The following is a 21460-nucleotide window of genomic DNA, read 5'->3' as shown; positions in this document are numbered from 1 at the left end:
GCCCTCATTCCCCGCCGCGGAGGATGGAGTTGCCCTCGTGCTGAGGGTCCTGCGGCGGCGGTGCGTCGAGCCAGAGGCGGCCGCTGAGGCCGTAGAAGGCGACGGGATTGCGCCACAGGACCGTGTCGACGTCGTCCTCGCCGAAGCCGGCGGCGAGCATGGCGTCGGCCACCTTGCGGGTCTTCAGCGGGTCGCTTCTGCCCCAGTCCGCGGCGGAGTTGACCAGGATCCGGTCGGTTCCGTACGTCCTGAGCACGGCGACCATCCGCTCCTCGTCCATCTTGGTGTCGGGGTAGATGGAGAAGCCGAGCCAGCAGCCGCTGTCGACGGCGTGCTTCACCGTGGTCTCGTTGAGGTGGTCGACGAGGACGCGGTCGGCGGGGAGGTCCGACTCGCGCACCACGTCGAGCGTGCGGTGCAGGCCGGTGAGCTTGTCCCGGTGCGGGGTGTGCACGAGGGCGGGGAGACCGTGGTCGGCGGCGAGCTGGAGCTGCGCGGCGAACGCGGCGTCCTCGGCCGGGGTCATGGAGTCGTAGCCGATCTCGCCGACCGCGACCACGGAGTCCTTGACCAGGTAGCGGGGCAGCGCGTCGAGCACCGGGGTGCAGCGCGGGTCGTTCGCCTCCTTCGGGTTCAGGGCGATCGTGCAGTGGTGGGCGATGCCGTACTGCGCCGCGCGGAACGGCTCCCAGCCCAGGAGGGCGTCGAAGTAGTCGAAGAAGCTGGCCGGGGAGGTGCGCGGCTGCCCGAGCCAGAAGGCGGGCTCCACGAGCGCGCGGACGCCGGCCGCGTACATGGCCTGGTAGTCGTCGGTGGTGCGGGAGGTCATGTGGATGTGGGGGTCGAAGATGCGCATCAGGACTCCTCGGACCGCGGGGGCGTCGTGGCCAGGGCGAGCACCCGGTCCAGGTCGTGGGGGACGTGGCGGCCGGCGGCCGTGCGTTCGGCGGCGTAGTCGGTGAGCATGCGGGCCAGTTCGGCGTCGCCGGGGGCGCGCCGCTCCAGGGCGGCGACGGCGTCCACGGGGACCTCGGTGAACAGGCATTTGAGGACGGCGTGCCGCCAGGCGTGCCGGTCGAGGTGGAGGCCGGCGTAGGGTCCCACGGCCGCGGCGACGAGCCGGGTGTCGTTGGTGCGCAGCGCGTCGTCGACGAGGGGCAGCGCCTGGGGGCCGGGGACGAGGTGGGGCAGCGAGTGGAGCACCGCGAGGCGTTCGGCGGCGCTGCCGTGGCGGTAGAGGCGGGTGAGGGTGTCCAGGTCGGCCCGTGCCTCGGTGAGCAGCAGGACGCGGACGGGGCCGGCGTTGTCGTGGCCGCAGTGGCGCCCGGCGGCGGCGAACCGGAGCTCCCAGCCGTGGGCGGCGTACGGGGTGGGTTCCTCGGGCGGGGCGCCGGCGGCGTGCGCGGCTTCGGCGACGGCGTCGGCGAGCCAGGTCCGGGCGGCGGCGTCGAGCCGTGCCCCGATCGCATCGGGGACGGGGGGCGGTGCGCCGGCGGAGGGTGCGGGTGTGCCTGCCGGGGGTGTGCCGGTCATGCGTCCGGGTCTCCCTTCGGGTCCGATGCGCGCAGGAAGGCGAGCGAGGTGCGGGCGAGTTCGGGGCCCGCGTGGGAGTGCCGCGGGAGTTCCACGGTCGTCAGGCCCCGGTAGCCGGTCTCGGCGAGGGCGGCGAGCACGGGCGGGAAGTCGATCTCGCCGTCGCCGAACGGCAGGTGCTCGTGGACTCCGCGCCGCATGTCCTCGATCTGCACGTGCCGCAGCCAGGGCGCCGCGTCGCGCACGCAGTCGGCCGGGGACGCCTCCTCCAGGCACTGGCAGTGGCCGATGTCGAGGGTCAGGCCGAGGGGGCCGGGGTTGCCCATCACCGTGCGCAGATGGTGGAAGTCGGCGAGGGTGGCGAGGAGATGACCGGGCTCCGGTTCCACGGCCAGCGGCACGCCCGCGGCCGCCGCGGCGTCGACCACGGGCCACAGTGCCTCCTCCAGCCGCTTCCAGGCGGTGCCGGGGTCGGTGCCGGGCGGGGTGACGCCGCTGAAGCAGTGCACCGCGTGGGCGCCGAGGCCGGCCGCGGTCCGCACGGCCGTGACGAGCAGGGCGGTACGGGCGGCGCGGCCCGCGGGGTCGGGGTCGAGCAGCGAGGGGCCGTGCTTGCGGCGTGGGTCCAGCACGTAGCGTGCGCCGGTCTCGACGGTCGCGGTGAGGCCCAGCTGGTCCAGCCGCCGGGCCACCCGGGCGGTGCGGGCGGGCAGATCGGGTGCCAGGGGGTCGAGGTGCATGTGGTCGAGGGTGAGGCCGACGCCGTCGTAGCCGAGGTCGGCGAGGAGACCGAGGGCGTCGTCGAGCCGCAGGTCGGTGAGTCCGTTGGTGCCGTAGGCGAACCGGACCGGTGCGAAGGGCGCGGTGCTCATGTGGGACTCACCTTTCGGGCGAGGCGGCGGGCGAGCGGGACGAGGGCCATGACCGCCAGCCCGGTGCCGGTCGCCCCGGACCGGGCCGCGAGGGCGGCCTGGAGCGGGATCATGGCCCGGATGCCGCCGCCGACGGCCCGCTGGGTGAGCTGCGGGGACGGGTTCAGTGCGGCGTGGAGGAAGGGGCGGGCGGCGGTGCGGGCGTAGGCGGCCGCGAGCAGCACCCCGGCGGCCCGCCCGGCCTCCGGACCTGTGGGGCCGTCGCGGTGGCGGGCCGCGAACCCGGCGACCGCGGTCGCCGTCGCGAGCGCGGCGAGCGGCGCGCCGGTCGACCCGCCGTGCACCTCGTGCCGGGACACGGCGGTGACGGCGTACGTGTGCACCCCGAGCACCCCGGCGGCGGGCCCGGCACCGCGCAGCACGCGGAGCGGGCGGGGGGCGGGGGCCGTGGGGCCTGCCCCGGCGCGGACCGCGGCGGGGCGCCGGCGGGCGGAGGACGTGGCGGGGAGACCTCCGGCCCGCGCGGACGCCGGCGCGGCGGGCGCGAGCCCCTCCCTTCGGCCGGAGCGGTCGGCGCCGCCCTGGGCCGACAACGTTGCCGTGGCGCCGAGGAGGAGGTCGAGGGCGCGGGCGGCGGCCATGGCCGCGGGGCCCGCGGGGGTGTGTTTGAGGCGGAGGTCGTAGGCCCAGACCGTCGCGGAGAGTGCCGTGGCGACGGCCAGGGCGGGGCGGCCCGCGCGGGCGGCGAGGGTGAGACCGGCGGCGGTGAGCACCCCGGCGGCCGCGACGGCGTGCCGGGGTGCGATCCGGCCGGACGGGATGGGGCGGTGGGGGCGTTCGGCTGCGTCCTCCTCGCGGTCCGCCCAGTCGTTGAGGGCCATGCCGGCCTCGTAGAGGCACAGGGAGGCGCCGACGGCCAGGGCCGTGCCCCGGCAGGGGCGTGCCCCGACGGCTGCGGCACCGGCGAGGGCGTCGCCGGGGACGCTGAACAGGGCCGACACGCGCAGCAGTTCGGCCCAGGCGCGCAGGCTTCCGCGTATTCCGCGTGCTCCGCGTGCGGCGGGCGCGGGAGGCGCGGGAGGCGCGGCCGTTCCGGCGCTGTGGATCACCGGGTCTCCCGGAGGCGGTCGGCGAAGGCGAGGAGTGCGGTGAACTGCTCGGAGAGGCCGGCGGGTCCGCCGTCCGGGTCCTTGAAGTAGAAGCCGAGTGCGGGCAGGGGCCCGGTGACGCCGGCCTCGTGGGCGCGGGCGAGGAGCCGGGCGAGGTCGAGCACGAGCGGGGCGGCGAGGGCGGAGTCGCAGCCCTGCCAGATGGTCTGGAGGATCATGCGGGAGCCGAGGAAGCCGTCGAAGGCGATGTGGTCCCAGGCGGTCTTCCAGTCGCCGAGGGCGGGGACGTCGTCGATGTGGACCTCGCCCTCGGGGGTGTGCCCGAGGGTGTCGGCGAGGACGCGTTCCTTGCCCGCGTTCTTCGCGGCGGCGGCCGCCGGGTCGGCGAGCGCCGCGCCGTCGCCGCCGCCGAGCAGGTTGCTGCCGGACCAGGCCCGGACGTCGAGGGCGCGCTGGACGAACATCGGGGCGAGCACGGACCGCAGCAGGGTCTGGCCGGTCTTGCCGTCGCGGCCCGCGTGGGGAAGCCCGCTCGCCGCCGCGGCGGCCGCGAGGGCCGGGCTGTGGAGCCCCGTCGACGGGGTGAAGTTGACGTAGGGGCAGCCGGCTCGGAGGGCGGCGGCCGCGTAGAGGGAGCTGGCGGGCAGGCGGTCGGCGCCGGGCTCGGGGAGCGGCTCGGTGGAGGCGACGTTGACGACGACGACCCGGGCCAGCCGGTGGCGGGTGCGGAAGGAGGCGATGTCGTCGGCGAAGCACGCGGTGAGTTCCTCGTCGGTCCGTGTGTCGCCCGCCGCGGGACCGCCGCAGCGTATCTCCCGGTCGGCGGCGTCCAGGTCGGCCCGGACGGCGGAGGCCAGGCCCGCGGGCAGCACGCCCGCTCCGGTGAGGTGTTCGGCCCGCTTGGGCAGCGGGCAGGAGGCGGTGTCGTGTCCGCCGAAGACGAGGGAGGCCAGCGGTGGCAGTCCCGTGCCGCCGAAGGGCGGTGTCTCGGTGACCATTCCGGTGGGCGGGTGCAGTCCCGCGGTGACGGCCGCGCATCCGGCGACGGCCGTGGTGGCCACCGATCCGCGGGCTCCGACGAACCAGACTCCGGTGCGTTCCCGGTGGTCGTGGGTGACGGTGTCCCCGGTGGGCGTGTCCGTCGCGTTCCCGTCGTTCACGGGCTGCCTCCCTGCCATGTGGGTGTTCCGGTGGGGTGGAAGGACGGCGGGCGGGGGGTACGGCGCCTCCCCGCCCGCCGCCGGCTCGTGGGGCGGCCCCGGGGGCCTCGTCCGGACACCGGCGGCTCGCGCGGTGTCCGGACGGAGGTCCCGGCTCTTACGAGGGCAGCTCCTTCAACTGGATGTCCCGGAAGGACACCTGGTCCGCGGCGCCGTGGTTCTGGATGCCGATGTGGCCGTTCCGCAGGCTGCGGGCCGGGTCGGTGTTGGTGAAGTCGTTGATCTTCACGCCGTTCAGGAAGACCTGGAGCCGTTCGCCCTGGACCTTGATCTCGTAGCTGTTCCACTGTCCGGGCGGCCGCAGGACCTGGTCGCGGGCCTTGATGTTCGCCGACTTGAAGCCGTAGACGGCGCCGGTGGTGCGGTCGGCGGCGTCGGTGGCGTCGATCTGGATCTCGTAGCCGTTGTTCACGGCCGACCAGGGGTCGTCGGAGGCCGGGAAGCCGACGAAGATGCCGGAGTTGTCGTCGCCCTCCGCCTTCCAGTCGAGCTTCAGGGAGTAGGACCCGAGCTCCTTGGCCTGGTACCAGAGCATGCCCATGCCGCCCACGGAGCGCAGTTCGCCGTCCACGACGTCGAACGAACCGGGTCCGGCCTGCTTCCAGCCGTCCAGCGTCTCGCCGTTGAAGATGGGCCGGTGGCCGGTGCGCGGCTTGCAGTCGGCCTTGACCTGGCCGGTGGCGTAGCGCAGTCCGCCGAGGAGGTGCTGCCGGAACGCCGGCTCGGCGTAGGACTCCTTGGTGTGGCCGCCCCCGGTGTAGAAGGAGCGTCCGCCCTCGTACGTCTGGCACCAGGCGATCGGGTGGTCGCCCTTCATGGTGCCGCCCTCGTACGTGGTCTCGTCGAGGGTGGCGAGGACCCGGGCCTGCTCACGCGGGTTGGTGCGGTAGTTGTACCACTCGTCGGTGCGCTCCCAGGGGCCGTGCACATGGGCGGTCGCCGGGTGGTCGTGGTCCTCGACGCGGACGGTCGCGGACTGGATCTGCGGGTGGGAGTCGAAGTAGGCGCCGACGAGGCCGCCGTAGAACTCCCAGTCGTACTCGGTGTCCGCCGCCGCGTGGACGCCCATGTATCCGCCGCCGCCGGCCACGTAGTTCTCGAAGGCCTTCTGCTGTGCGGTGTCGAGGACGTCGCCGGTGGTGGAGAGGAAGACGACGGCGTCGTAGCGGGCGAGGTTGGCGGTGGTGAACTGCCCGGCGGCCTCGGTGGCGTCGACGGTGATGCCGCTCGACGCGCCGAGTTCCCTGAGGGCGGCGACTCCGGTGGCGATGGAGTCGTGGCGGAAGCCGGCCGTCTTCGAGAAGACGAGGACCCGCTTGGCCGCGCGGTCGACGGGCGTGTCCGACAGCTCGAAGTCGTCGATGTCGTACAGGGCTCCGGCTCCTCCCTTGAAGACGAGGAACAGTTCGGTGGTCTTCTTCGGCGCCGACCGCAGCGGCACCTCGATGTCCTGGAAGGTCTCCCAGCCGCCGGTCACGGGCACCGGCGCGGAGCCGAGGAGTGTGCCGTTCGCGGCTCCGGCGCGCACTTCGAGGAAGCCGCCCGCGCCGCCGGAGGAGATCCGGGCCGTGAGCTTCCTGCTGCCGCCCAGGTGGTAGGGCGTGAAGGAGATCCAGTCGCCGTTGTCGATGTCTCCGACGGTCCGGCCGCCGTTGGCCGGGGCCTTGTCGTGGACCTTGACGCCCGAGGCGTCGTCGAAGTGCTCGGCCTGGCGGTGGCGGGGCTGGAGCTTGGCCTGGTCGTGGGTGGTCAGCGCGGCCTGGCCGCCGCCTCCGCCGTCGGTGTACTCGGCGTCGAAGACACCGAAGATGTCGGCGTTGGGGTCGTGGCCGCCGTCGGAGGACGTCTTGATGGTGCCGGAGCAGCCGTTGGCGGAGGTGACGGGATGGCCGTGGCTGTCGTGCCCGAGGATGTACGTCACCTTGACCTTGGCGCAGTCGACGGTGCCGTCCTCCTTGTCGGTGACGGTCACCTTGAACGGGATCTCGTCGCCGAAGGAGAAGAGGGCGCCTTCCGCGGGCAGGTCGAGCGTCACCTTGGGCGCGGTGTTGCCGACCACGACCCGGACGCTGGCGGAGCCGGTGCGGCCGGTCGGGTCCTTCGCGGTGAGGGTGGCGGTGTAGGTGCCGTTCTTGCGGTAGGTGTGGACCGGGTTCGCCGCGGTGGAGGTGGAGCCGTCGCCGAAGTCCCATGCGTGGGTGAGTTCGTCGCCGTCCGCGTCCGTGGTGCCCGCGGAGGAGAAGGAGACCTTCAGGGGCGCGGTGCCCGAGGTCCTGTCCGCGGCGGCCTCGGCGACCGGGGAGCGTCCGCCGGTGGCGTTCTCGATCCGGTAGAGGCCGGCGTTCTCGTCGCCGCCGAACCAGGCGGTGCCGTAGTCGAGGACGTACAGCGCGCCGTCCGGTCCGAAGGCCATGTCCATGATCTGGGTGCCGGTCCAGGGGACCGGGTTGATGGACTGGACGGCCCCGTCCTCGCCCTGCTCGATGCGCTTGATCCAGCGGCGGCCGAACTCGCCGGCGAAGAAGTCGCCGTCGTACTCGGCGGGGAAGGCGACCGGGGAGTCGTTCGCCGGGTCGTGGCGGTAGACCGGTCCGCCCATCGGGGACTCGGAGCCGCTGCCGAACTCGGGCACCGATCCGCCGTCGTACGGGATCCAGGCGGCCTGCGCGGGCGGCAGGTCGGTCAGGCCGGTGTTGTACGGCGAGTCGTTCTTCAGGTTCGCGCAGTCGAAGGCGGCGCCGGAGACCTTCGTGGCGAAGTCGTAGTCCACGTAGGGGTCGTTGTCACCCGTGCAGAACGGCCAGCCGAAGTTGCCGGGGCCGGTGACCCGGGCGAACTCGACCTGTCCGGCGGGTCCGCGCTTCGGGTCGGCGGCGCCGGCGTCGGGGCCGTAGTCGCCCACGTAGAGGACGCCGGTCTTCTTGTCGACGCTGAAGCGGAACGGGTTGCGGAAGCCCATGGCGTAGATCTCGGGCCGGGTCTTCCCGGTGCCGGGGGCGAAGAGGTTGCCCTCGGGGACGGTGTAGGAGCCGTCCTCGGCCACCTTGATGCGCAGGATCTTGCCGCGCAGGTCGTTGGTGTTGCCGGAGGTGCGGCGGGCGTCGTAGGCGGGGTTGCGGCCCGGCCGGTCGTCGATCGGGGTGAAGCCGTCGGAGGCGAACGGGTTGGAGTCGTCACCGGTCGACAGGTAGAGGTTGCCGTCCGCGTCGAAGTCGATGTCACCGCCGACGTGGCAGCAGATGCCGCGGGTCGCCGGGATGTCGATGACCTTCTTCTCGCTGGCGTTGTCCAGGGTGCCGTCCTCGCGGAGCAGGAAGCGCGACAGCCGGTTGACGCCGTCGAACTTCGCGAACTCCTCCGCGGTGCCCTCGTTGGGGGCGTCGCCGGCGGGGGTGTCCATCGGGGGCGCGTAGTAGAGGTAGATCGCCCGGTTCTCGCTGAAGCCGGGGTCCAGGGCGATGCCCTGGAGACCTTCCTCGTCGTGCGAGTAGACGGGGACGGTGCCGACGACGCGGGTGTTGCCGGCCGCGTCCGTCATCCGCAGCTCGCCGCTGCGGGAGGTGTGCAGGACGCTGCGGTCCGGCAGCACGGCGAGCGACATCGGCTCGCCGGTCTCCTCACCGCCCTTGGCGAGGGTCACCTGCTGGAACTCGGCGGCGGCCGGGGCCGCTTCGGGGTCGGCGGCGGATGCCGCGGTCGGCGCGGTCAGGGCGAGCGATGTCGCCGCGAGGAGACTTCCGGTGAGGAGAGCGAGAGCCTTGCGGACTCCTGGCCTTGTACTGTGCACGAATGTCCTCCGGTTGGGCCGGTCGAACGGGCGGGTTGCCGTGGAGCGCCGGGGAGGAGCGGTGTCCCCCTGTGCCGCGCTCGCCGCGGGTTTCCGGTGCGGCTCGCGGGGTCCCTGTGCGCCCCGGGACGTCCCGTTCCGGGCTCGGTGCCGTGGAACCGGAGTGCGCCGTCACTCCTGGACCACCTGTTTCGTGTACGCGAGATGGGACGGTAGCCGGGTTCTTCCTGCCCGGAAAGGCCTTGTGCAGAGCGGAAGTCGAGCTTTTACCCGCAGCAGGACAAAGCCGTGTCCGGGCAGCCCGGACCGGCCCGGCGGCTTCGCGGCCGCCGGGCTCGGACCTGCGTTCTTCTACTGGTCGCCGCCCGAGAAGGCCGCGTCGAAGGAGGCGCTCGGCGGGTCGAAGTCGAACCGCTTGAGATGGGCAAGCGCTTGCGGGGCGCCCGCCAGCCGGTCCATTCCGGCGTCCTCCCACTCGACCGACACGGGCCCCTGGTAGCCGATGGAGTTCAGCATCCGGAACACGTCCTCCCAGGGCACGTCGCCGTGCCCGGCGGAGACGAAGTCCCAGCCGCGCCGCGGGTCGCCCCACGGCAGATGGGAGCCGAGCCGCCCGTTGCGCCCGTCCAGGCGCTTGCGGGCCTCCTTGCAGTCGACGTGGTAGATCCGGTCCCGGAAGTCGTAGAGGAATCCCACCGGGTCGAGGTCCTGCCAGACGAAGTGGCTGGGGTCGAAGTTGAGCCCGAAGGCCGGCCGGTTCCCGACGGCCTCCAGGGCGCGCTTCGTCGTCCAGTAGTCGTAGGCGATCTCACTGGGGTGCACCTCGTGGGCGAAGCGCACGCCCTCGGCGTCGAAGACGTCGAGGATCGGGTTCCACCGCTCCGCGAAGTCCTCGTAGCCGCGCTCGATCATCCGCTCGGGCACCGGCGGGAACATCGCCACCAGGTGCCAGATCGAGGAGCCGGTGAAGCCGATGACGGTGTCGACGCCGAAGGCCGCCGCCGCCCGCGCGGTGTCCTTCAGCTCGGCGGCCGCCCGCCGGCGCACCTCCTCCGGCTCCCCGTCGCCCCAGATCCGGGCGGGCAGGATGCCCTGGTGCCGCTCGTCGATCGGGTTGTCGCAGACCGCCTGGCCGACCAGGTGGTTGGAGACCGCCCAGCACTTGAGGCCGTACTTCTCCAGCAGCGCGTGCCTGCCGTCCAGGTAGGACGGGTCGGACAGCGCCTTGTCCACCTCGAAGTGGTCTCCCCAGCAGGCGAGTTCGAGACCGTCGTAGCCGAAGTCGCGGGCGCGGGCGCAGACCTCCTCCAGCGGCAGATCGGCCCACTGGCCGGTGAACAGTGTGAACGGGCGTGGCATCGGACCTCCTTCTCAGACCTGTGCGCGGGCCGGCACCGGTGCCGGCACCGGTACGGGCGTGTAGACGGCGTTCTTCCCGGCGCTCTCCTCCACGGCCGCCAGCACCCGCTGGACCTGGAGCCCGTCCGCGAACGACGGCTCGGGCTGGGTTCCGGAGGCGACGGCCACCACCAGGTCGCGCGCCTGGTGGGCGAAGGTGTGCTCGTAACCGAGCGCGTGGCCCGGGGGCCACCAGGCCTCCAGGTACGGGTGGTCGGCCTCGGTGACCAGGATGCGGCGGAAGCCGGCGGTGACGGCGGGCTCGGCGTGGTCGTGGAACATCAGCTCGTTCAGACGCTCCAGGTCGAACGCTATCGAACCGCGCTCGCCGTTGATCTCCAGCCGCAGCGCGTTCTTGCGGCCGGGCGCCATCCGGCTGGCCTCGAAGACGGCGAGCGCGCCGGAGGCGAGCCGGCCGGTGAAGACGGCTGCGTCGTCGACGGTGACCGGCCCGCGGTCGCTGCCGCCCGAGGCGCTCAGCCCCGCCGACGCGCCCGCGAGCAGCGGCCGTTCCCGGACGAACGTCTCCAGCTGCGCCGAGACCCCGACCAGCGGCTCCCCCGCCAGAAACTGCGCGAGGTCCACGATGTGCGCGCCGAGGTCGCCCAGAGCGCCGGAGCCCGCGTGCTCCCGCTCCAGCCGCCAGGTGAGCGGGAAGTCGGGGTCGACGAGCCAGTCCTGGAGGTAGGTCACCCGCACGTGGCGCACGGCGCCGAGGCGGCCCTCGGCGATCAGCCGGCGGGCGTACGCGACGGCGGGCACGCGGCGGTAGTTGAAGCCGACCATGGCCAGGAGCCCGTGCTCCCGGGCACGTTCGGCGGCGGCCGCCATGGCCTCCGCCTCGGCGACGGAGTTGGCGAGCGGCTTCTCGCACAGGACGTGTTTGCCCGCCTCCAGTGCCGCGATCGCGATCTCCGCATGGCTGTCGCCCGGCGTGCAGATGTCGACGAGCTGCACGTCGTCGCGGGCCACCAGGGCGCGCCAGTCGGTCTCCGCTGCCGCCCAGCCGTGCCGGTGGGCCGCCGCGCGCACGGCCGCCGCATCCCGGCCGGCCACGGCGGCGAGGACGGGCCGCAGCGGCAGGTCGAACACACGCGCCGCGGTGCGCCATCCCTGGGAGTGCGCGGCGCCCATGAACGCGTAGCCGATCATGCCCACGCCGAGCGCCGGGGGCGCTCCGTCGCTGTCCGTCCGTTCCATTCGCTTCCTCCTCGTCGGTGTGCACGGTGGGGGCGGGGCCGGGCCCGGGGCGGTGTCCCGGCGGCCGGTGCGGCCGCGGGTCCTGCCCCGGGCGGCGCCGGGGCCCGTCAGTTGAAGCCGGTGGGCAGGTACTCGTCGACGTTGTCCTTGGTGACGACGGCCGAGTACAGGGTCAGGGAGGCCGGGATCTCCAGCTCGGCCATCCCGCTGACGCCCTTGCCCTGACCGAGCGCGCGGGCCAGGTCGATGGCGGAGGCGGCCATGGTCGGCGGGTAGAGGACGGTGGCCTTGAGGACGCTGTTGCCGGCCTTGATCGCGTCCATGGCGGACTTGGCGCCCGCGCCGCCGACCATCAGGAAGTCGTCGCGCCCCGCCTGGGCGATGGCGCGCAGCGCGCCGACGCCCTGGTCGTCGTCGTGGTTCCACAGCGCGTCGAACCGGGACTGCGCCTGGAGGAGCTGGGCCATCTTGGCCTGGCCGGACTCGACGGTGAAGTCGGCGGCCTGGCGGGCGACCTTGCGGATGTTGGGGTAGTTCTTCAGCGCGTCGTCGAAGCCCTGGGTGCGCTGCTTGGTGAGCTCCAGGTTGTCCAGACCGGCGAGCTCGATCACCTTGGCGTCCGGCTTGTCCTTGAGCTGCTCGCCGATGAAGTTGCCGGCGTTGAGGCCCATGCCGTAGTTGTCGCCGCCGATCCAGCAGCGGTACGCCTGCGGGCTGGCGAAGATCCGGTCCAGGTTGACGACGGGGATGCCCGCCTTCATGGCCTGGAGTCCGACCTGGGTGAGCGCCTTGCCGTCGGCGGGCAGGATCACCAGGACGTCGACCTTCTTGTTGATGAGGGTCTGCACCTGGCCGATCTGGGCCGCCGTGTCGTTGGAGCCCTCGGTGATCTCCAGGGTGACGTCGGAGTACTTCTCGGCCCGGGACTTGGCGTTCTGGTTGATGGCGTTCAGCCAGCCGTGGTCGGCCTGGGGGCCGGCGAAGCCGATGGTGACGGCCTTGCCCGGCTTGTCGTCGGCGACGGGCGCCTTGTCGGCGGCCGCGTCGTCGCTCTTCTTCGGCTCGTTGCTGGTGCAGGCCGTGAGCAGGGCTCCGGCGGACACGGCCGCGGTTCCGAAGAGCAGTCCTCTGCGGCTGGGTACGGGCATCTGTGGCATGGCGTGATCAACCCCTGTCAGGAATGGGCGGAGTGGGGAACGGGCTCGGTGGGGGCCGGGGGGCGGCGCGGTCAGTCGGCGCCTCGCAGGGTGCGGTGCTGGACCAGGACGGCGGCGACGATGATCGCGCCCTTGGCGATCTGCTGGACGGCGCTCTCCAGGTTGTTCAGGGCGAAGATGTTGGTGATGGTCGTGAAGACCAGGACGCCCAGGACCGAGCCGACGATGGTGCCGCGTCCGCCGCTGAGCAGCGTCCCGCCGATGATGGCGGCGGCGATGGCGTCGAGTTCGTAGAGGTTGCCGTTGGTGTTCTGGCCGGAGCCGGCGAGCACGATCAGCATGAACGCGGCGATGCCGCAGCACAGTCCGGACAGCAGGTAGAGGTAGAGGCGCTGGCGCCGTACGTCGATGCCGGCGAGGCGGGCCGCCTCCGCGTTGCCGCCGACGGCCACCGTGCGGCGTCCGAAGGTGGTGCGGTTGAGGATCAGCCAGCCCACCAGGGTGACCGCCGCGAAGACCAGCACCAGCGGCGGGATGCCGAGGATGTACGCGTCCCGGACCCCGAGGTCGAGCACGGATTCGACGGTGACCATCTGGGTCCTGCCGTCGGTGATCTGGAGGGCCAGGCCGCGGGCGGAGGCCAGCATCGCGAGCGTGGCGATGAAGGGCACCATCCCGCCGTAGGCGATCAGCAGCCCGTTGACCAGGCCGCAGCCGAGGCCCACGACCACGGCGGTGAACAGGATTCCGGCGAAGCCGAACTCCTGCGTCGCCAGGGTGGTGGCCCAGACCGAGGCGAGGGCGACGATCGCGCCCACCGACAGGTCGATGCCGCCGCTCGTGATGACGAACGTCATGCCGACGGTCACCACGCCGATGACGGAGGCCTGGGTGAGGACCAGCTGGAGGTTGCTCGTCGCCAGGAACTCGTCGGGCTTGGTGAAGCCGCCGACGGCGATCAGCACGGCGAGCACGCCGAGCAGGGAGAGGTTGCGCACGTCCAGGCGGAAGCCCAGCGGCGGGCGGGCGCCGCTCCGGTCCGGTGCGGACGTGGCGGGTGCGGCCGGCGCGTCCTGCTGCGCCGGGGTGGCTGGCTGCGTCATGCCGTCGGGCTTCCTTCCATCACAAGGTCGAGTACGCGGTGTTCGTCGAGGTCGCGGGCGTCCGCGGTGTGCACGACGCTGCCCTCGCGCAGCACCAGCACGCGGTCGGCGAGACCCAGCACCTCGGGCACCTCGCTGGAGACGAGGAGGACCGCGAGGCCGTCGTCGGCCAGCCGGCGGATCACGGCGTACAGCTCGGCGCGGGCGCCGACGTCGACGCCGCGGGTCGGCTCGTCGAGGAGCAGCACCTTGCAGCCGCGCAGCAGCCAGCGGGCGAGCACCGCTTTCTGCTGGTTGCCGCCGGAGAGGGTGCGGATCCGCGCGTCGGGGTTGTCGGGCCGCAGGGACAGCTCCCGGGTCGCCTGCCGGGCGGCCTCGCGCTCCGCGCCGTGGTCGAGCCAGCCGCCGCGGGAGAAGCGGGACAGCGTGGAGACGGAGACGTTGCGGGTGACCGACTCCAGCATCAGCAGGCCCTGCGCCTTGCGTTCCTCGGGGGCCAGGCCGATGCCGGCGCGGACCGCGGCCCGCACGCTACCGGGCCGCAGCGGGACGCCGTCGACGAGCACGCGCCCCGCGGTGGCACGGCGGGCGCCGTAGACGGTCTCCAGGATCTCGCTGCGTCCGGAGCCGACCAGACCGGCGAGTCCGACGATCTCGCCGGGCCGCAGTTCGAGGTCCACGGGCGCGAACTCGCCCTGCCTGGCGAGCCCTTCGACCCGCAGCACCGGCTCGGCGGCGGCACGGGCCGCCGGGTCGGGGCGCTCGGGGAAGACGTACTCGACGTTGCGGCCGGTCATCAGGGCGACCACGTCGGAGGTGGGGGTGGACTTCGCGGGCAGGTTGCAGGCGACCGCCCGGCCGTCCTTGAGGACGGTGACCCGGTCGCCGATGCGGCGGATCTCCTCCAGGCGGTGGGAGATGTAGACGACGGCGACGCCGTCGGCCGTGAGGTCGCCGACGATCCGGAAGAGGTTGTCGACCTCGTCGGGGTCGAGCGCGGCGGAGGGCTCGTCCATGACGATCAGGCGCACCTCGTGGGAGAGGGCGCGGGCCATGGAGACGATCTGCTGCTGGGCCGCGGAGAGTTCGCCGACGTGGCGCGCGGGGTCGATCTCGGGGTGGCCGAGACGTTTCAGCAGCTGTGCCGCGGCGGTGCGGGCCGCCGACATGCGGACCACGAAGCCGGCGGCGACGGGTTCGTGGCCGAGGAAGACGTTCTCGGCGACGGACAGCCCTTCGACCAGGTCGAGTTCCTGGTAGATGGTGGCGATGCCCAGGCGCATGGCGGCGATCGGGGAGCCCAGGGACACGGGCTCGCCGCGCCAGGTGATCTCCCCGCCGTCCGGCTGGTGGGCACCGGCCAGGACCTTGATCAGGGTGGACTTGCCGGCGCCGTTCTGGCCGAGGAGGCAGTGGACTTCGCCGGCCTGGACCTCCAGGTCCACGCCGTCGAGGGCGCGGACGCCCGGGAACGACTTGGTGATGCCGGACATGGTGAGCAGGGGTGGTTCTGGTGCCATGGCGAATCCCCTCGGCGGGTGCGGCCGGTGAGCGGGCAGGGCGGACGGTCCACGTGGGCCGGACCGGGTGCGGGCGGGTGCGGGCGAGTGCGGGACGGGTGGGCGGGCGGCGTGGCCGGGCAGGCGGAAGCGACACGGGGCGAAGCGGAACGGGAAACGGAAGCGGAAGCGGAAGCGGAAGCCACGGGTACGGGGGTGTGCCGGGGAACGCTCACCGCGGGCGGGGGCGGGAGCGTCGCGGGACGGCGCGTCGAGCGGGGGCTCGCCGTGCGTCGACCAGTGCGGTGGTGCCGGGTCGTTCGCGTACGGGCGGACGTGGCGTACGGGTGGTGCGGGTGCGGCGGGTGGCGCTCGGGGGGCGGTGCGGCTCGGTGGCGGTGCGGCTCGGGCGGGCGGTGCTCGGGGCGGTGCTGTGGCGCGTCTCCCGCGCGTGCACGCGGGAGGGCGGTGCGGGCGGTACGGGTGGTGCGGGTGGTGCGCGGCGCCCGGTTCCGGGCGCCGGCCGGCCCGGGATCAGGCCGGCGAGAACAGGTGGTCGCTGATGAGCCGGGCCGCGCCGATCACTCCGGCGGCGGGGCCGAGCTCGCCCAGGACGATGGGCAGGTTGCCGGTCGCCAGCGGCAGCGAGCGCCGGTAGACCTGGGTGCGCACGCTGGCGAGCAGCGTGTGGCCGAGGCCGGTCACCCCGCCTCCGATGACGACCAGGCCGGGGTTGAAGAAGCTCACCAGTCCGGCGATGACCTGGCCGACCCGGTCACCGCCCTCCCGGATCAGGTCGAGCGCGGCGGCGTCGCCCGCGGCGGCCGCCGCGGAGACGTCGGCCGCCGTGAGGGCACCGGCCGCCTCCAGCCGCGCGGCCAGTTCGGGCGAGCGTCCGCTGCGGGCGGCGTCCTCGGCGTCGCGCGCGAGCGCGGCGCCGCTGAAGTGCGCCTCCAGGCAGCCCCGGTTGCCGCAGGCGCACGCCCGGCCGTCCGGGTCGACCTGGATGTGCCCGATGTCTCCGGCGCTGCCCGTCGTACCGCGGTGGACCTCCCCGCCGACGACGATGCCGCAGCCGATGCCGGTGCCGATCTTGACGCAGAGGAAGTCGCCCACGGAGCGTGCGACACCCGCGTGCTGCTCCCCCATGGCCATCAGGTTCACGTCGTTGTCGACCATCACCGGGCAGCCGAGGTCCTGGCTGAGCGCCTCACGGACCGGGAAGCCGTCCCAGCCGGGCATGATCGGCGGTGCCACCGGGACGCCCTCGGGGAAGCGCACGGGCCCCGGCACACCGATGCCGGCGCCGTCGAACCCCTCCGCGAGGCCGGAGGCCTTGAGCTTGTCCGCCATCGACAGGACCTGCTCGAAGACCGCGACCGGGCCCTCCCGGACGTCCATCGGGTGGTTGAGATGCCCCAGCACCTCCAGTTCGGCGTTGGTCACCGCCACGTCGACGGAGGTGGCGCCGATGTCGACGCCGAGGAAGCGCAGGGCGGGAGCGAGCCGGATGTTGTGCGAGCGGCGCCCGCCGCGCGAGGCGGCGAGACCGTCGGCGACCACCAGGCCCGTGTCCAGGAGCCGGTCGACCTCGACCGCCAGCTTGGAGCGCGAGAGGTCGACCTGGTCGCCCAGCTGGGCACGCGAGTTGGGTCCGCCGTCGCGCAGCAGCCTGAGCAGCCGCGCCTGATGCGCGTTCGCGGGTCGAGCCGTCATGCGTCTCACGTACCCCTCCCCTCCCCTGGGGCCGGTCCGCCGGACCGCTCGCGGCTCCCACCGCGTCCCGGCCCGGACGGACGGCCGCTCACCTCAGCCCTCGGCACGGGGAACCTCGGCCTTGTCCGTCTGCTTTCGAGGGGGAACGTAGCAGCGCTTTGCCCAACGGGGAAGAACTTGCGCACAGTTCCGGCTCAACTTTCTCCACACTCGGGACAAAGAAGGGCCGGTGCGCGGCGGGCCCTGCCCCGGCGCGGGTCACAGCAGCGCCGCGAGCCGTTCCAGGAAGACCCGCTGCCCCGTGACGAGGAGCGGCCGGGCCGCGTCGAGGGTGAACCAGCCGGCCCGGTCGATCTCCGGGAACTCGCACTGCACCCCGGACCCCCGCGGCCACTCCATGGTGAAGGTGCCGGGTACCACCAGCGCGGTGTCGAGGTCGCCCTCCACCGCCCAGACGACGACCACCTTCCCGTTCGTCTGCCGCGCTTCGCCGAGTGGCAGCCACTGTCCGGTCGGCGGCTGGAGCCCCAGTTCCTCCTCGAACTCACGCCGTGCGGCGGCCATCGGCTCCTCGTCGGGCCCGTACTCGCCCTTCGGGATCGACCAGGCGGCCTCGTCCCGCCTCTCCCAGAAGGGCCCGCCCATGTGCCCGATCAGCACCTCGGCGCCGGTGCCGCGCCGCCGGAAGAGCAGCAGTCCCGCGCTTCGCTTCGTCGTCATGCCGCCCAGTGTGCGCCGCGCGCCGGCGCCCGGGGACGCCGCGGGAACGGGCCGCGCCGGCGCCGGAAGCCGCCTCAGGGGCAGCGGACGACCTGGCCCGCGTAGCTGAGGTTGCCGCCGAAGCCGAAGAGCAGGACCGGGTCGCCCGAGGAGATCTCGCCGCGCTCCACCAGCTTCGACAGGGCCATCGGGATGGACGCCGCCGAGGTGTTGCCCGATTCGACGACATCGCGGGCGACGATCGCGTTGACGGCGCCGATCTTCTGGGCGACGGGCTCGATGATCCGCAGATTGGCCTGGTGCAGCACGACGGCGGCCAGGTCCTCGGGCCCGAGGCCGGCGCGCTCGCAGACGCTGCGGGCGATGGGCGGCAGCTGGGTGGTCGCCCATCGGTAGACGGACTGCCCCTCCTGGGCGAAACGCGCCGGGGTGCCCTCGATCCGCACGGCGTGGCCCATCTCCGGCACCGAACCCCATACGACGGGGCCGACGCCGGGCTCCTCCCCGGGCGCCACGGGCTCCAGCACGACCGCGCCCGCGCCGTCGCCGACCAGCACGCAGGTGCTGCGGTCGGTCCAGTCCGCGATGTCGCCCATCTTGTCGGCCCCGATGACCAGGGCCCTGGTCGCGGCCCCCGCGCGCAGCGTGTGGTCCGCGGTCGCCAGGGCGTGGGTGAAGCCGGCACAGACGACGTTCAGGTCCATCACCGCGGGCGAGCCCATGCCGAGCCGGGCGGCCACCCGGGCGGCCATGTTCGGGGAACGGTTCTCGGCCGTGGAGGTGGCCACCAGCACCAGGTCGACGTCGGCCGGGGAGACGCCGGCGGACGCCAGGGCCTTCGCCCCGGCGTGGGCGGCGAGCTCGTCGACGGACTCCGCGGGCCCGGCGATGTGGCGCTTCACGATGCCGACCCGGCTGCGGATCCACTCGTCGCTCGTGTCGACCATGGCCGCGAGGTCGTCGTTGGTGACCACGTTGCCGGGCTGGTAGTGGCCGACGGCGACGACGCGTGAGCCGGTCATGCTGGGTTCCCCCTCGGTGACGATGCCAGGAACCAACCAGTCAAGGCTGCTACCAACCGGTACGGGGGCAGGTGATCCCACAGCTTCGCGGCCCGGTCTTTGGAGCCTTCCCAACGGACCCCCGTGAACACGGCCTCCGCGGCGGCCCGCGGGACCCCGTGCGCCCGTCCGGAGGGCCGCCGCCGTCCGCCGGACGTGCAGGACAATGAGACCGCCGGGGCCGCGCCCCGGTGGCGGACGCCGCCGCGGCCGCCGTCACGCACAGAGCCGGGCCGGCCCGCAAGGAACCGGGCCGGCACGGACAGAACCGGGACGAGAACGCATGGGACGGGTCACCGAACGCCGCCGCACCCTCCGCATCAGGGACGGGGCGGTCTCCACCCGTCCCGACACCCTGGTGGCCGAGGAGCCGCTGGAGATCCGCCTGAACGGCAGACCGCTCGCGATCACGATGCGCACCCCGGGGGACGACTTCGCGCTGGCCGCGGGGTTCCTGGTGAGCGAGGGCGTCCTCGGGTCGGCGGACGACGTGCGGTCGATCGTGTACTGCGCGGGCGCGCGGGCCGACGGCTCGAACACGTACAACGTCGTCGACGTGCAGCTGGCCCCCGGCGTCCCCGTCCCGGACATCACGCTGGAGCGCAACGTCTACACGACCTCCTCGTGCGGCCTGTGCGGCAAGGCGAGCCTGGACGCGGTGCGCACGACGGCCCGCTTCCCGATCGCCGACACTCCCCCGGTCCGCGTCACCCCCGGGCTGCTCTCCGCCCTCCCGGACCGGCTGCGCGCCGCGCAGCGGGTCTTCGACCGGACGGGGGGCCTGCACGCCGCCGCGCTCTTCTCGCCCGAGGGAGAGCTGGTGGACGTCCGGGAGGACGTCGGCCGCCACAACGCGGTCGACAAGCTGGTCGGCCGGGCACTCCGGGAGGGCCGGCTGCCACTGTCCCGGTCGGTGCTGCTGGTCTCCGGGCGGGCGTCGTTCGAGCTTGCGCAGAAGGCGGTGATGGCGGGCATACCCGTCCTCGCGGCCGTCTCCGCCCCCTCCTCGCTGGCGGTGGACCTCGCCGCGGAGACCGGTCTGACCCTGATCGGCTTCCTGCGCGGCGGCAGCATGAACGTCTACGCGGGCGAGGAGCGCGTCGACCTCGGGGAGCGGCCCTGACGGGCCGACCCGGCGCGGCGCGGCGGGACGCTCCTGCCCGGCGCGGACGACGCGCCTGCCCGCGGGACGCCCCTGCCGGGCGCGGACGACGCGCCCGCCTGAGCTCCGCCGCTCAGTGACCGCCGCGGTTCTCGACGCACGGGCCGGCGCCGGGCTGCGGCTCGGCGTAGGCGCCGTGCACGGAGACGGTCAGCTCGTCCTTCGTCACCCGCCCCGTCACGCAGCCGGTACCGGTGTGGACCGCGTACCACCCCTGGCCGACGTGGACGCCGTGCTCCTCGCCGCAGCCGAGACGCCCGAGCGCCGCGGCCACCCGCGCGTCGGGAAAGACGCCGTACGCGCCCGAGCCGCCCTCCCCGCGGACTCTCTCCAGCTCCCGCCGGACGAGCACGGCGGACGCCTCCGTCCTGGCCCGGTTCCCCGGGCTCATCTGCCCCCGCAGCCGGTAGGCGTGGTTCTCCGCGTAGTGGGGCGCCCCGTCCCCGGCCGCACCGGCCGCGTCGCCCCGTGCGGACGGGGACGGGGCGGTCGGGGACGGGGGCACGTCGTCCGGCACGGTGACGGGCCCGTCCGGCACGGCACAGGCCGGCCACGTCCCGGCCCGCGAGGGCGGGGCCGAGGGAGGCGGTGAGGCCGCGGCCGTCGCCTGGGGCCGCTGAGTGCCGCACGCGGTGACGACGACCACGAGGAGGGCGGCCAGGGCCGTCGTGCGTCCGGGGATCACGGGGGTCATGGGGGCAGTCTGGTGCGGCACCCGGGGCGGGTCATGAGCATCCGTACTCAGGCACGGCGCGGGCGCCGCCGCCCGGTGCCGATCGGGGACGCGGGCGTTCAGCGGGCCGGCCTGGAGGGGGCCGGGGCGGGGACGGGGTCCGGGGCCGCCTCCGGGGCGGGGCCGGCGGGCTCGGCGTCGCGGGCCCGGCGTCCCGCGATCACCGCGCAGACCATGAGCTGCATCTGGTGGAAGAGCATCAGCGGCAGCACCGCGAGGCTCGCCTGTGCGCCGAAGAGCACGGTGGCCATGGGGAGTCCGGCCGCGAGGCTCTTCTTCGAGCCGGCGAACTGGATCGCGATCCGGTCGGCCCGGCCGAAGCCGAGACGCTTCGCGCCGTACCAGGTGATCGCCAGCATGGCCGCGAGCAGGACCGCCTCGACGGCGAGCAGCGCGGCGAGGCGGGCGGGCGTGACCCGCTGCCAGACGCCGGAGACCATGCCCTCGCTGAAGGCGGTGTACACGACGAGCAGGATCGACCCCCGGTCGACGTACCCGAGCGCCTTGCGGTGGCGTGCCAGGAAGCCGGCGACCCAGCGGCGCAGCAGTTGTCCGGCGAGGAACGGGACGAGCAGCTGGAGCACGATCCCCAGCAGCGACCCGGCCCGGAAGCCGCCCGCCCCGCCGAGCAGCAGGGCCGCGAGCAGCGGGGTGAGGAGGACACCGGCGAGGCTGGAGAACGACCCGGCGCAGACGGCGGCCGGCACGTTGCCGCGGGCGACGGCGGTGAAGGCGATCGAGGACTGGACGGTCGACGGCACCAGGCACAGGAAGAGCAGGCCGCTCGCGAGCTCGGGGGTCAGCACCGAGGGTTCGAGGAGGCGGCCGGCGAGGCCGAGCAGCGGGAAGACCACGAAGGTGGCGGCGAGCACGGTCAGGTGGAGCCGCCAGTGGCGCACTCCGTCGAGCGCCTCGCGGGTGGAGAGCCTGGCGCCGTAGAGGAAGAACAGCAGCGCCACCGCGCCCGTCGACGCACCGCCCACCGCCCGGGCCGCCGCGCCCGAGGCGGGCAGCAGGGCGGCGAGGCCGACGGTGGCGAGCAGGGCGAGGACGTAGGGGTCGGCCGGCAGCCAGGACGGCAGGCGCGGGGTGCGGCGGCTCATGGGCTCCACTCGTCTCGGTGCGCGGCCCGGTGCCTCCCGGAGTCGCGTTCGCTTGCCCCGCCATGCTCCTCGCCGCACCGCCGATCG

At 73.9% G+C, this 21460-nt stretch carries 17 protein-coding genes; 1 reads left to right on the top strand and 16 read right to left on the bottom strand.

The window, feature by feature from the left end:
* Nucleotides 1-4: 4 nt before the first annotated feature.
* The 14 genes from IAG43_RS27560 to IAG43_RS27495 form a co-directional block, all read right to left on the bottom strand.
* A complete protein-coding gene (locus tag IAG43_RS27560; RefSeq protein WP_187743378.1) occupies nucleotides 5-856 on the bottom strand; it encodes a TatD family hydrolase in 852 nt (283 codons plus the stop codon).
* Nucleotides 856-1533: an EboA domain-containing protein gene (locus tag IAG43_RS27555; protein WP_187743377.1), complete on the bottom strand. Its 678-nt coding sequence runs from the start codon at nucleotides 1531-1533 to the stop codon at nucleotides 856-858. The genes IAG43_RS27560 and IAG43_RS27555 overlap by 1 nt, the downstream gene beginning before the upstream one ends.
* Entirely contained in the window at nucleotides 1530-2405 is an 876-nt protein-coding gene (locus IAG43_RS27550; RefSeq protein ID WP_187743376.1) for a sugar phosphate isomerase/epimerase family protein, read from the bottom strand. Before IAG43_RS27550 ends, IAG43_RS27555 begins: the two co-directional genes overlap by 4 nt.
* Nucleotides 2402-3433: an SCO3242 family prenyltransferase gene (locus tag IAG43_RS27545; protein WP_187744667.1), complete on the bottom strand. Its 1032-nt coding sequence runs from the start codon at nucleotides 3431-3433 to the stop codon at nucleotides 2402-2404. The genes IAG43_RS27550 and IAG43_RS27545 overlap by 4 nt, the downstream gene beginning before the upstream one ends.
* 77 nt (nucleotides 3434-3510) lie before the next feature.
* Entirely contained in the window at nucleotides 3511-4692 is a 1182-nt protein-coding gene (locus IAG43_RS27540) for an inositol-3-phosphate synthase (RefSeq protein WP_187743375.1), read from the bottom strand.
* 139 nt (nucleotides 4693-4831) lie between these two features.
* A complete protein-coding gene (locus IAG43_RS27535; RefSeq protein ID WP_187743374.1) occupies nucleotides 4832-8521 on the bottom strand; it encodes a ThuA domain-containing protein in 3690 nt (1229 codons plus the stop codon).
* Between the two features lie 351 nt (nucleotides 8522-8872).
* Entirely contained in the window at nucleotides 8873-9880 is a 1008-nt protein-coding gene (locus tag IAG43_RS27530; protein ID WP_187743373.1) for a sugar phosphate isomerase/epimerase family protein, read from the bottom strand.
* 12 nt (nucleotides 9881-9892) lie between these two features.
* Nucleotides 9893-11119, bottom strand: a complete 1227-nt coding sequence (locus IAG43_RS27525) for a Gfo/Idh/MocA family protein (protein WP_187743372.1) — start codon at nucleotides 11117-11119, stop codon at nucleotides 9893-9895.
* Between the two features lie 107 nt (nucleotides 11120-11226).
* Entirely contained in the window at nucleotides 11227-12267 is a 1041-nt protein-coding gene (locus tag IAG43_RS27520) for a substrate-binding domain-containing protein (protein ID WP_187743371.1), read from the bottom strand.
* Nucleotides 12268-12347: 80 nt separating this feature from the next.
* Nucleotides 12348-13379 (bottom strand): ABC transporter permease, encoded by a 1032-nt coding sequence (locus IAG43_RS27515; RefSeq protein ID WP_187743370.1) that lies wholly within the window; start codon nucleotides 13377-13379, stop codon nucleotides 12348-12350.
* A complete protein-coding gene (locus IAG43_RS27510) occupies nucleotides 13376-14899 on the bottom strand; it encodes a sugar ABC transporter ATP-binding protein (RefSeq protein ID WP_187743369.1) in 1524 nt (507 codons plus the stop codon). Before IAG43_RS27510 ends, IAG43_RS27515 begins: the two co-directional genes overlap by 4 nt.
* Nucleotides 14900-15412: 513 nt before the next feature.
* A complete protein-coding gene (locus IAG43_RS27505; protein WP_187743368.1) occupies nucleotides 15413-16594 on the bottom strand; it encodes an ROK family transcriptional regulator in 1182 nt (393 codons plus the stop codon).
* A 258-nt stretch (nucleotides 16595-16852) separates the two neighbouring features.
* On the bottom strand, nucleotides 16853-17314 hold the full coding sequence (locus IAG43_RS27500) for an NUDIX hydrolase (protein ID WP_187743367.1): 462 nt from the start codon (nucleotides 17312-17314) through the stop codon (nucleotides 16853-16855).
* A 74-nt stretch (nucleotides 17315-17388) separates the two neighbouring features.
* Nucleotides 17389-18336 carry a beta-ketoacyl-ACP synthase III gene (locus tag IAG43_RS27495; protein WP_187743366.1) on the bottom strand — a complete coding sequence of 316 codons (948 nt, stop codon included), beginning with the start codon at nucleotides 18334-18336 and terminating at the stop codon, nucleotides 17389-17391.
* A gap of 322 nt (nucleotides 18337-18658) precedes the next feature.
* Between IAG43_RS27495 and fdhD the strand changes: the two genes are divergently transcribed.
* The gene (gene fdhD, locus IAG43_RS27490; protein ID WP_187743365.1) at nucleotides 18659-19498 is read left to right on the top strand and encodes a formate dehydrogenase accessory sulfurtransferase FdhD; all 840 of its coding nucleotides are present in this window, start codon (nucleotides 18659-18661) and stop codon (nucleotides 19496-19498) included.
* Between the two features lie 112 nt (nucleotides 19499-19610).
* Here fdhD and IAG43_RS34665 read toward each other — a convergent pair whose 3' ends face one another.
* Together IAG43_RS34665 and IAG43_RS27480 are read right to left on the bottom strand one after the other, a co-directional pair.
* Nucleotides 19611-20231, bottom strand: a complete 621-nt coding sequence (locus tag IAG43_RS34665; protein ID WP_246574584.1) for a hypothetical protein — start codon at nucleotides 20229-20231, stop codon at nucleotides 19611-19613.
* Nucleotides 20232-20329: 98 nt separating this feature from the next.
* On the bottom strand, nucleotides 20330-21373 hold the full coding sequence (locus IAG43_RS27480) for a bile acid:sodium symporter family protein (RefSeq protein WP_187743364.1): 1044 nt from the start codon (nucleotides 21371-21373) through the stop codon (nucleotides 20330-20332).
* Between the last annotated feature and the right edge of the window lie 87 nt (nucleotides 21374-21460).

This window comes from Streptomyces genisteinicus (genome assembly GCF_014489615.1).
GTDB lineage: Bacteria > Actinomycetota > Actinomycetes > Streptomycetales > Streptomycetaceae > Streptomyces > Streptomyces genisteinicus.
This window is presented reverse-complemented; position numbering and strand designations above follow the sequence as displayed.